We start from the raw sequence: 10,475 nt of genomic DNA, 5'->3' as shown, positions 1-10,475 counted from the left end.
GGAAAGCTACGCGGCTGGCCTACACCTTCGCGGATCGATCATGTGGTTGAAGCTCCTGACCTCAACCACATGATCCCAATCCTCAACAGCACCTAACGAGGCCAGCACCTGCGGCAGGCCGAGCGTCTGGCTTGTCGCCTGACCGACAGGCTCGCCATGTTGCGCTGATGGGGCGGGTGCAGGACGGCCTCTGCACCCGCCCCATCCCGGTATCAATTACCGACCGCGGCGGTTCACGCCGGGCACGGGAGGTATCGGCGGCCTCTCCGACTGGGCGGTCGCGGTCACCACGGGGACGGTCGTGCGGCTGGTGGTGCTCCTGAACAGGGCTGCGCAGGTGCGCAGTTCGTCCGGGATGGCGGCCAGTGCGTGAGCAGGGAGACCCGCGTCGCGGCGGATGCGCCAGGTGAGGACGGCGGCGGGTGAGTCGACGGTGGCGAGTTCGCGTCGTGCGGCGGCGTTGGTGAGCAGGGTGGTCGGGTCGTGACCGGCGGCTTCGGCTTGGGCGAGGGTGGCGGCGAGGGCTGCCCAGTTGCCCTCGGCAAGGAACAGGCTGTCGACGCAGGTCATGTCCACGGACTTGATGAGCCTGATGAGATCCGCGCCCGTCCGCCCGAAGTCGGTCGGGTTGCACGCCACGGCTTCGGCCGACCCGTCACCGGCGGCCGCGCCCAGGCCGGACGCCTTGGCCGCCGACTGCTGGACGGCCCAGGGGGCGAAGTCGTTGCGGGGCTCGATGTCGGCCGACGCGATGTCCCCGTTGTGCTCGGCGGGTACCGCGGCGGGATCCTCGGACTTCCGGACCTTCTCCACACCGGGCGGCGGGAGCTCTCCGGAGGGAGCCGTGTGGGCTCCTGCGGCCTCCCGCGCGGCCGGCGGCACGGTTCCGGGGGCCGCGGTGACGGGTGCGGCCTGCCCGAGTGGGGCGAACAGGCCGATCGTCAGGACCAGGGAGAGCGCGAGCGTCAAGAGTCTTGCCAACTGCCGAAGGTGTGACAGTGGTGCGGTTCTCACGTGGGGGCCTCCGGGCCTTGGATCGGTCGCGCTGGGGACGCGACCGGTGGGGGTGAGGACCAAAGAACGACAGTGCTTGATGGGGCTCCGTCGTGACCGGTGGGGAGCGGTGATCAGTACCATGGCACATGTCACATCTTCTTTGGAAGCCCTTTATCGGCAGCCAGTTCGGCCCGGAACCTTCCGCGCCGAAGACATGACGATCCGTCACCGGTTCACCGGCATTGCGGAATTCAACAATCCGGGAACCGGAACTCAGGTCCGCCGCCGAACCCCCGCCTCCACCCGGCGTGCCCCATGGATCCTTAGACGGACCGTCAGGCCCCGTACGCGGCCGCGGCGGTACGGACGAAGGAGCGGACCAGGGGATTCGGGTCGCCAGTGTTCCAGGCCGCCACCACCCGACTCGGCGGCATGTCGGCCACCGGTACGAGGGCCAGTCCGGCGGGTGGCTCGTGTCCGAGCGGGGCCATCCCGACCGTGCCGTTCCAGAGCACCGCGTGCCGGCACTCCTGGACGGCGCGGACCACCGGACCCTGTCGGCGTTCACCACCGTTCCAGTACGCCTGCCAGAGCGGATCGGTGCCCTCCGGGAACTGGAACCACCGCCGCTCGGCGAGGTCGGCCAGCCGCAGCCGCGCGCGGCCGGCCAGAGGATCCTCGGCGCGCAGCACCGCGCCCACCGGGTCGGCCCGCAGCTCGCGCACGACCAGGCCGGTCTCCTCGAAGGGCCCGCGGGTCAGGGCGACGTCGACCAGGCCCGCCCGCAGTCCGCAGGTCGGGTCGGTCAGGTCGGTCTCGCGGACGCGGACCTCGACCTCGGGGAACCTCCGCCGGTAGGCGGCGGCCAGCCGGTTCACCCCCAGGTCGGAGCTGTCGGCCAGGATGCCGACGGTCAGCGACGCCGGCCCGGCGGCCGCGGTGACCCGGGCCCGGGTCCGCTCCGCCCGGTCCAACAGGTCCCGCGCCTCCGTCAGCAGGGTCTCCCCGGCCGGGGTGAGCGTGGTGCCGGTGGCCGAGCGGTTCAGCAGGACGGCCCCGAGCTCGGTCTCCAACTGCCGGATCGCACGGCTCAGCGGCGGCTGGCTCATGTGCAGTCGGGCGGCGGCCCGGCCGAAGTGGAGTTCCTCGCCGACCGCGACGAAGTAGCGCAGTGTCCGCAGCTCCATACCCGCAACGATACCCGCACGGTATCGGCCGCCACCGAACGGGTCTTGGACGGGTACCCCGCTCCGGCGGTGGAATCGAGCCATGACCGAACAACCGAACACCCCAGCCGTGTCCGTGGTCCGACCGGGCGAGGGTGAGACCGTCCTCCTGGGCAGCACCCGGATGCGGATCCTGGAGGACGGCAGCACCACCGGGCACCGCCTGGGGATCGCCGAGTCCGTCCTCGCCCCGCACACCCCGGGGCCGCCCCAGCACCGCCACGCCCAGCACGACGAGGGCTTCTACATCCTGTCCGGCACGGTGCGGTTCACCGTCGGCGAGGAGGTGCACGACGTGACCGCCGGCACCCTGCTCGTGGTCCCGCCGGGCGCCCCGCACACCTTCGCCAACGTGGCCGACGAACCGGCCGTCATGCTCAGCACCTTCACCCCCGACCCGTACGTCCAGTACTTCCGGGAGCTGCGGGACCTCCACGCGGACGGCGGCACGGTGGCCCGCGATGCGCAGCTCCGGCTGATGGACCGCTACGCGACCACACCCGCGACCACGCCCACAGCCGCGCACGCGGGCAGGGGCACTGACGCCGACGCGTCCGCCGACACCTCCGACACCTCCGATGCCTCCGATGCCTCCGACCGGAGGCCCTCGTGACCGTCGCCTACTGGGTGCCCGCCGCCGTGCTCGCGCTGTTCTACCTGTACTCGGGTGCGCTGAAGGCCGTCCGCAGCCGGGAACAGCTGCTGCCGATGATGGCCTGGGTGGACAGCACACCGATGCCCGTCGTCCGGGCCATCGGGGCGGCCGAGCTGTTCGGCGCGGCCGGGCTCGTCCTGCCGCCGCTGACCGGCGTCGCCCCGGCGTCGGCGGTCGCGGCGGCGGTCGGCCTGGTGCTGCTGCAACTGGCCGCGTCCGGCGTCCACCTGAGCCGGGGCGACCGGCGGATCGCCCTCAACCTCACGCTCCTGCTCGCGGCGGCGGTCACCGTCCCGCTCTCGGCCGCGGCCTGGGGCTGAACCGGGGGGCGAGCCCGGGAACGAGCCCGGGGCCGGACCCCGGGGTCCCCGCCCCGGGCGACCGGTCGGCCCTGGGACGATGCGTCCATGGACATCCAGAACCCCGGCAGGATCCTGGTACGTGTCGCCGAGCCCTCCGAGTGGGCCGCGATCGCCGCCGTCGACTCGGTGGCGGCGGCGGGTGACGAAGCCCGGCGCGCGGCGGTCCGCCGTTGGTGCGAGCAGGGGCTCGTCCTGGTGGCCGAGGGCTCCTCGGGGCCGCTGGGGTACGGCGTGCTGGAGTACACCTTCTTCGAGCAGGGCTTCGTGACGATGCTGATGGTCGCGGACGGCGCCCGCCGACGCGGTGTCGGAGCGCTCCTGCTCGGAGCCGCCGGGGCGGCCTGCACCGCTCCGAAGCTGTTCACCTCGACGAACGTCTCGAACCTGCCGATGCAGCGGTTGCTGCAGCGGGAGGGCTGGCGCGCGGTCGGGATGCTGCACGGGTTGGACGAGGACGATCCCGAGCTCTTCTTCCGATGCCCGCCGCCCCGGACCGACCCCCGGACCGACCCCCTCGGCGTCACCGGGCCCGGGTCCGGGTCCGGCGTGCCCGGGTCCGGGCCCGGTGACGCCTGACCCGGACCGGCCTCAATGGGCGGCGGGGACCCGGAGGTGGTCCAGGGCCAGGGTGATCGCGCCGTGCAGGGAGGCGTCCGAGGTGAAGCGGGCCGGGAGAACGGCCGGAGGGAAGGGCACGGCGCGGGCCAGGCGCCCGGCGAGCGCGGGCAGGATCACCGCCTCGGCGGCCATCATGCCGCCCCCGACCACGACCCGCTCCGGGTCGACCAGTACCGCGATGTTGGCGACGGCCGTCGCGAGGACGTCCAGGGCCTGGCGGGCGATCCACCGGGCCGCCGGGTGCTCGCTGGTGAACAGCCGGCCGGCGGTGAGCTCCTCGCCGAAGGCATCCGCGCTGCGCTCGGCGAGGGCCTTCCCGCCGACGAGTTCCTCCAACGGCGCGCGGCCGTCGGCGAATCCCGGGGCGGGCGCGCCGGCCGGGTGGCCCGGGTCCAGGTAGGCGATCTCGCCGGACGCCTGGTGCGCACCCGCGAGCACCCGCCCGCCGACGGTGAGCGCGGCGGAGACACCGGTGCCGAGGCTCAGGTAGACGCCGGGGTCGGCGTCGCGCAGGGCGCCGCGGCGCAGCTCGGCGAGGGCGCCGGCGCGCACGTCGTTGGCCATCGCGACGCTGTCGACGCCGAGTTCGAGCGCCAGGCGGTCGGCGAGGGCGAGGTTCTCCCAGCCCGGCAGGTTCGGGGTGAGCAGGATCCGGTCCGGCTGGATGACGCCGGGACTGACCGCGGCGTGGGCGAGCACCGGCAGGCCGAGTCCGGCGCGGGCGTGCTCGGTGAGTTCGCGGGCCGCCGCGGCGGCGCGGGCGAGGACCTGGTCGGGCCCCTGCTCGGGCCGGGTGGCGAAGCGGATCCGCCGCACGAGGGTGCCGGTCGCGTCGGCGAGCGCGACCTCGGTCTTGGTGCCGCCGAAGTCGATGCCGATGACGGCGCCGTCGGGGCGGGGGTGCGGGCGGGTGGCGGCGGGGTCCGTGGTCAAGAAGTGGTCCTCGGGTGGTGGCCGGACGGCGGGCGGGCGGCGGTGCGGCGCCACCCGCCCGCCGGACGGCGGTCGGGGGGTGAACGGTCCGGCGGTCAGCCGATCCGTGCGGCCTCGGCCTCGGCGGCCTGGGCCTCCAGGAACTCCTCGCGGATCTCCTTGGGGCCGAACGGCCAGGCGCCCTCGGCCTTGGACCAGATCAGGTAGGCGACGCAGCCGAGGGCGACCCAGGCCAGCGACCATTCGACCGGGTGGACACCGGGGTTGGCCTTGTCCGCGTACCCGTAGATGACCGTCCAGCCGATCGCGGCGACGACGGCCGGCAGCGGGTACAGCAGCATCCGGTAGGGGCGGGCGAGGGTGGGCTGCCGCTTGCGGAGCACGATGACGGCGGCGATCTGGGCGAGCGCCTGCACGATCACCATGACGCTGGTGAGCAGGGTGATCAGGACGGTCAGCGGCGGGTGCGCGGCGACGTTGCCGATGTGCCGGGCGAACAGGAAGCCGCCGGCGGTGATCGCGCCCATGGAGAGCAGGCCGACGACCGGGAACCCGTGCTCGGGGTGGAGTCTGCCGAAGGCCCGGAAGAACATTCCGTCGCGGGCCGCGTCGTAGGGGACCCGGGAGCCGCCGAGCAGGCCGGCGCAGACGGAGGCGAAGGCGGTGATCAGGATGAGGACGGTCACCGTGTCGGCGGCGCCCTTGCCCCAGGTCTGTTCCAGTACGGCGGAGGCGACCGATTTCGACGCGACACTGTCGGGGTCGAGCATGTCCTGCCAGGGGATCACACCGAGGACGCCGATCTGCATCAGCAGGTAGATGCCCATGATGGCGACGATCGAGAGGATGATGGCGCGCGGCATGACCCGGCCCGGGTTCTTGATCTCGGCCCCGAGGTAGGAGGCGGTGTTGTAGCCGAGGTAGTCGTAGATCCCGATGGTCAGACCGGCGGCGAAGCCGATCCAGAACTGGCCGTGGGTCAGCTCGATCGCGTGGGCGGGCCAGGTGAAGGCCATCGACGGGTGGAAGTCCGTGAAGGAGGCGAGGATGACCGCGCCGACCGAGACGATCATCACGCCCCAGAGCACCACGGTGGCCCGGCCGATGTTCTCGACCTTGCGCCACAGCAGCAGCACCACCAGGGCGAGGACCGCGACACCGACGATGTCGCCCTGTCCGGTCGTCATGCCCGGCCACAGGTAGGAGAGGTACTGCACCAGGCCCTGGACGCCGGTCGACATGATCAGCGGGATGAAGAGCATCGCCGTCCAGACGAACAGGAACGGCATCAGCCGCCCGCTGCGGTACTGGAACGCTTCGCGCAGGTAGACGTAGGTGCCGCCGGCGCCGGGGAGCGAGGCGCCGAGTTCGGCCCAGACCAGGCCGTCGGCCAGCGCGAGCAGCGCGCCCGCGATCCAGCCCACGACGGCCTGCGGACCGCCGAAGGCACCGACCATCAGCGGGATGGTGACGAACGGGCCGATCCCGCACATCTGGCTCATATTGATCGTGGTGGCCTGGAAGAGACCGATTCTTCGGGTGAAGCCTGCGGACACGGGTGGCTCCATGAGGTGGGGGGCGGAGCGGGAAGGGGGCGGCGCGGGAATTAAGTTAAGGAACATTACTTTCACCGTCAAGGGCGTGCGCCGATCTCGTCGGCCCCACATCCCCGCACCCCCGCGTCCCCACCCCCGAAGCCCCCACGCCCCGGCGCCCCGACACCCCGCCGGGAACGGCAAAGGGGCCCGGCCTCCCCCGGAGGGAGGGCCGGGCCCGGACTCACGGACGCGCGGGTTTCACGGGTTCCACAGGCTTCGCGGACATGCCCCGGGACCGGGACCGAGCGACCGGTCAGACCGCGCCGCGGCCGCTGACCAGAACGCGGTCGCCGAGGTGCTCGCTGTGGAAGCCGACGTCGGCCAGCAACGCGGCGACACGGAGAGTGGCCTGGAAGTGCCGCGAGCGCACGGCGGCGCCGCCCTGTAACCGGGCACTGTCGGACCCGGCCGCGCCGGACGGCTCGGAGGCCGCACCCCGGGATGCGGCCCGCCAGGAGACGGTCACGCCGTGGACGCCGTCGGAGACCATGGCCCCGCCGGTCCCCCGCACCGCGTCGGCCAGCGGGAGCCCCGCCGCACGCAGGACGGCGGTGACAGAACCGAGGAGGACGCGATGATCGGACAACATGCAAACCAGTCTAATTACCAAATGACAGGTTAACTCCAGATAAACGAGCCATTGTGGGCCTCAAGGGTGACGCCGCCCGAAAACCGGGCACCGAGGGACGGCGGACGACCGCCCGACCGCCCGCCCCCCGGCTTCCACCGCACCTACCAGCGGTCGTGCACCAGCGGACGGATCCGCGCCTCGTAGAGGTCACGGACGGCCGCCAGCGTGCTGTCCGGCAGTGCCGGGAGCTCGGCGGCGGCCGCGTTGGCGACCGCCTGCCCGGGGTTGCGCGCGCCGGGGATGACGGCGGTGACACCCGGCTGCTGGACCACCCAGCGCAGCGCCGTCTGCGCCGCCGTCGCACCGGCGGGCGCCAGCCCGGCGAACGCGGCGGCCGCCTCGACCCCGGTTTCGAAGTCGACGCCGGAGAAGGTCTCGCCCTGGTCGAAGGACTCGCCGTGGCGGTTGTACGTCCGGTGGTCGTCCGCGGCGAAGCCGGTCTGCGCGGTGTACCGCCCCGAGAGCAGACCGGAGGCCAGCGGCACCCGGGCCAGGATGCCGACCCCGGCCGCGGCGGCCGCCGGCAGCACCTCCTCCAGCGGCTTCAGCCGGAACGCGTTGAGGATGATCTGCACACTGGCCACCCCGGGGCGGGCGATCGCCGTCAGCGCCTCCGCGCAGGTCTCCACACTGACCCCGTACGCGGCGATGCGCCGCTCCGCGACCAGGGTGTCGAGCGCGTCGTACACCTCGTCACTGGAGTACACGGGCGTCGGCGGGCAGTGCAGCTGCACCAGGTCGAGCCGGTCCACCCCCAGGTTGGACCGCGAACGGTCGGACCAGGCACGGAAGTTGGCGAGGTTGTAGTGCTCCGGTCGCTGCTCGACCCGGCGGCCGAACTTGGTGGCGACGAACACCTCCGCGTCCGGACGGCCCTTCAGGTAGCGGCCGATCAACCGCTCGCTGCGGCCGTCGCCGTAGACGTCGGCGGTGTCGAAGAGGGTGACGCCGGCCTCGACCGAGGCGTCCAGCACCGCCAGGGCGTCCTCCTCCCGGACGTCGCCCCAGTCGGCACCGAGCTGCCAGGTGCCGAGTCCTACCACCCCGACAGATCGGCCGGTTCGTCCCAAAACGCGCTGTTCCATGCGCCGACCCTCTCACAGAACCGCAGCGCCGCAGGTCAGCCGCGCACCGGCCGCCACGACCACCGCCGCCCCACCCTCCGCCCGGGGCACGGCACCGCCGTGACGCCCGTCACAGGTGATGTGCGACCCCTGCCGCACTCCTCGGAGAACGCCACAGGATGTCCATACAAGTCGAGGCGTTCTTCTGACGTACAGCAACCGGACACCGGCGGTCGGCCCGGACGTACCCCGTAGCCGCTGTCCTCTTCAGGCACCGTTCCTCCACCCCCCATGACAGGCAGAGGTCTCCCACCCATGGCTGAGCTGAACCGGCGCCGTTTCCTCCAACTCGCTGGCGCCACCGCCGCGTTCTCGTCCCTGTCGCAGAGCATCGCGCGTGCCGCGGCGATCGCCCCGGCCGGCGCCACCGGCACTCTCCAGGACGTCGAGCACATCGTCGTGCTGATGCAGGAGAACCGTTCGTTCGACCACTACTTCGGCGCGATGAAGGGTGTGCGCGGCTTCGGCGACCCGCGCCCGGTCACCCTGCCGAGCGGAAAGCCGGTCTGGTACCAGAAGGACAGCGGCAGCAAGGAGATCCTTCCGTTCCGCCCGCAGGTGAACAACCTGGGCATGCAGTTCGTCCAGGACCTCAACCACGACTGGGCCGGCGGCCACAAGGCTTTCAACAACGGCAAGTACGACCAGTGGGTGCCGGCCAAGACGGCCACCACCATGGCCTACCTGACCCGCCAGGACATCCCGTTCCACTACGCGCTCGCCGACGCGTTCACCCTCTGCGACGCCTACCACTGCTCGTTCATCGGCTCCACCGACCCGAACCGCTACTACATGTGGACGGGCCACACCGGCAACGACGGCACCGGCGGCGGCCCGGTGCTCGGCAACCAGGAGGCCGGCTACGGCTGGACCACCTACCCCGAGCGGCTGGAGCAGGCCGGCGTCTCCTGGAAGATCTACCAGGACATCGGCGACGGCCTCGACGCGGCCGGCTCCTGGGGCTGGATCAACGACCCCTACCGGGGCAACTACGGCGACAACTCGCTGCTGTACTTCAACAACTACCGCAACGCCAAGCCCGGCAGCCCGCTGTACGACAAGGCCCGCACCGGCACCAACGCCAAGGCGGGCGACGGCCTGTTCGACCGGCTGCGGAGCGACGTGCAGGGCGGCACCCTCCCGAAGATCTCCTGGATCGCCGCCCCCGAAGCCTTCACCGAGCACCCCAACTGGCCCGCGAACTACGGTGCCTGGTACATCTCGCAGGTCCTGGACGCGCTCACCTCCAACCCCGACGTGTGGGCCCGGACGGCGCTGTTCATCACCTACGACGAGAACGACGGCTTCTTCGACCACGTGGTGCCGCCGTTCCCGCCCTCCTCCGCCTCCCAGGGCCTGTCCACCGTCGCCACCGGCGCGGACTACTACGGCGGCGGCATCAGCTACGGCGCGGGCGCCTACGGCCTGGGCCAGCGGGTGCCGATGCTGGTCGTCTCGCCCTGGAGCACCGGCGGCTACACCTGCTCGGAGACCTTCGACCACACCTCGATCATCCGCTTCATGGAGCGGCGCTTCGGCGTCCTGGAGCCCAACATCTCGCCCTGGCGGCGGGCCATCTGCGGCGACCTCACCACCGCCTTCGACTTCACCGCCTCGAACCCGGCGCCGGCCGCGCTCCCGTCCACCGCCGGCTACCGGCCGCAGGACGCCAACCGGCACCCGGACTACGTGCCCGCCCCGCCCGCCGTCGGCACCATGCCGAAGCAGGAGGCCGGCACCAAGCCCACCCGTCCGCTCAAGTACGCGCCGTACGTGGACGGTTCGGCCGACATCCCGACCGGCAAGTACCGGCTGGCCTTCAGCGGCGGGGCGGCGGCCGGCGCGCAGTTCCTGGTCACCTCGCCCAACCGCACCGACGGCCCGTGGACCTACACCGCGGAGGCGGGCAAGAACATCTCCGACGCCTGGAACACCACCTACTCCAAGGGCGTCACCGACCTCACCGTGCACGGCCCCAACGGCTTCGTGCGCCGCTTCCGCAACCCCGGCAAGACCGCCGGACCCGAGGTCTCCGCGCGCCACAACCCGACCACCGGCAACCTCGACCTCACCTTCACCAACCCCGCCGGCGCCGACGCCGTCCTCACCGTCGCCAACGCCTACGGCGGCACCCCGCAGGGCGTCACCGTCCGCCGGGGCGCGACCGTCGGGTACACCGTGGACCTGCGCGGCTGCCGCAACTGGTACGACGTCACCATCACCTCCTCCGTGACGGCCGACTTCGTCCGCCGCCTCGCCGGCCACGTCGAGACCGGTGCCCCCGGCCTCTCCGACCCGGGCCTGCTCACCTACTGAGCCCGGCCGTGCAGGG

Annotated in this window: 10 protein-coding genes; 4 read left to right on the top strand and 6 right to left on the bottom strand. The window is 72.3% G+C overall.

The window, feature by feature from the left end; genetic code table 11:
• Window positions 1–216 precede the first annotated feature (216 nt).
• Window positions 217–981 carry a hypothetical protein gene (locus ACIQ9P_RS36460; protein WP_402365984.1) on the bottom strand — a complete coding sequence of 255 codons (765 nt, stop codon included), beginning with the start codon at window positions 979–981 and terminating at the stop codon, window positions 217–219.
• A gap of 350 nt (window positions 982–1,331) precedes the next feature.
• Window positions 1,332–2,183 (bottom strand): LysR family transcriptional regulator, encoded by an 852-nt coding sequence (locus tag ACIQ9P_RS36455; RefSeq protein ID WP_402365982.1) that lies wholly within the window; start codon window positions 2,181–2,183, stop codon window positions 1,332–1,334.
• 82 nt (window positions 2,184–2,265) lie between these two features.
• On the opposite strand from ACIQ9P_RS36455, the gene ACIQ9P_RS36450 reads away from it, so the two are divergent.
• The 3 genes from ACIQ9P_RS36450 (at window position 2,266) to ACIQ9P_RS36440 (ending at window position 3,815) form a co-directional block, all read left to right on the top strand.
• A complete protein-coding gene (locus ACIQ9P_RS36450) occupies window positions 2,266–2,835 on the top strand; it encodes a cupin domain-containing protein (RefSeq protein ID WP_402365980.1) in 570 nt (189 codons plus the stop codon).
• Window positions 2,832–3,197: a DoxX family protein gene (locus ACIQ9P_RS36445; RefSeq protein WP_402365979.1), complete on the top strand. Its 366-nt coding sequence runs from the start codon at window positions 2,832–2,834 to the stop codon at window positions 3,195–3,197. Before ACIQ9P_RS36450 ends, ACIQ9P_RS36445 begins: the two co-directional genes overlap by 4 nt.
• Before the next feature lie 87 nt (window positions 3,198–3,284).
• The gene (locus ACIQ9P_RS36440) at window positions 3,285–3,815 is read left to right on the top strand and encodes a GNAT family N-acetyltransferase (RefSeq protein ID WP_402365977.1); all 531 of its coding nucleotides are present in this window, start codon (window positions 3,285–3,287) and stop codon (window positions 3,813–3,815) included.
• A gap of 12 nt (window positions 3,816–3,827) precedes the next feature.
• Here ACIQ9P_RS36440 and ACIQ9P_RS36435 read toward each other — a convergent pair whose 3' ends face one another.
• From ACIQ9P_RS36435 to ACIQ9P_RS36420, 4 genes are all read right to left on the bottom strand, one after another.
• Window positions 3,828–4,790 carry an ROK family protein gene (locus ACIQ9P_RS36435; RefSeq protein ID WP_402365975.1) on the bottom strand — a complete coding sequence of 321 codons (963 nt, stop codon included), beginning with the start codon at window positions 4,788–4,790 and terminating at the stop codon, window positions 3,828–3,830.
• 95 nt (window positions 4,791–4,885) lie between these two features.
• Window positions 4,886–6,358, bottom strand: a complete 1,473-nt coding sequence (locus ACIQ9P_RS36430) for an APC family permease (protein ID WP_402365973.1) — start codon at window positions 6,356–6,358, stop codon at window positions 4,886–4,888.
• Window positions 6,359–6,641: 283 nt separating this feature from the next.
• Complete coding sequence (locus tag ACIQ9P_RS36425; RefSeq protein ID WP_402365971.1) at window positions 6,642–6,977, bottom strand: hypothetical protein; 336 nt, start codon at window positions 6,975–6,977, stop codon at window positions 6,642–6,644.
• Window positions 6,978–7,120: 143 nt separating this feature from the next.
• Window positions 7,121–8,104: an aldo/keto reductase gene (locus tag ACIQ9P_RS36420; protein WP_402365969.1), complete on the bottom strand. Its 984-nt coding sequence runs from the start codon at window positions 8,102–8,104 to the stop codon at window positions 7,121–7,123.
• A 294-nt stretch (window positions 8,105–8,398) separates the two neighbouring features.
• On the opposite strand from ACIQ9P_RS36420, the gene ACIQ9P_RS36415 reads away from it, so the two are divergent.
• Entirely contained in the window at window positions 8,399–10,459 is a 2,061-nt protein-coding gene (locus ACIQ9P_RS36415) for a phosphocholine-specific phospholipase C (RefSeq protein ID WP_402365967.1), read from the top strand.
• Window positions 10,460–10,475 lie beyond the last annotated feature (16 nt).

The sequence above is a fragment of the Kitasatospora sp. NPDC094019 genome (assembly GCF_044764505.1).
In the GTDB taxonomy this organism is placed as follows: Bacteria; Actinomycetota; Actinomycetes; order Streptomycetales; family Streptomycetaceae; genus Kitasatospora.
Note: the sequence above shows the minus strand (reverse complement) of the source record. Positions and strands in the feature narration are given on the sequence as shown.

Excerpts from the sequence above, each read along its gene's own strand:
- ACIQ9P_RS36430 (WP_402365973.1), bottom strand. The coding sequence starts at position 6,358 with ATGGAGCCACCCGTGTCCGCAGGCTTCACCCGAAGAATCGGTCTCTTC.
- ACIQ9P_RS36455 (WP_402365982.1), bottom strand. The coding sequence starts at position 2,183 with ATGGAGCTGCGGACACTGCGCTACTTCGTCGCGGTCGGCGAGGAACTC.
- ACIQ9P_RS36415 (WP_402365967.1), top strand. The coding sequence starts at position 8,399 with ATGGCTGAGCTGAACCGGCGCCGTTTCCTCCAACTCGCTGGCGCCACC.
- ACIQ9P_RS36450 (WP_402365980.1), top strand. The coding sequence starts at position 2,266 with ATGACCGAACAACCGAACACCCCAGCCGTGTCCGTGGTCCGACCGGGC.
- ACIQ9P_RS36420 (WP_402365969.1), bottom strand. The coding sequence starts at position 8,104 with ATGGAACAGCGCGTTTTGGGACGAACCGGCCGATCTGTCGGGGTGGTA.
- ACIQ9P_RS36425 (WP_402365971.1), bottom strand. The coding sequence starts at position 6,977 with ATGTTGTCCGATCATCGCGTCCTCCTCGGTTCTGTCACCGCCGTCCTG.
- ACIQ9P_RS36440 (WP_402365977.1), top strand. The coding sequence starts at position 3,285 with ATGGACATCCAGAACCCCGGCAGGATCCTGGTACGTGTCGCCGAGCCC.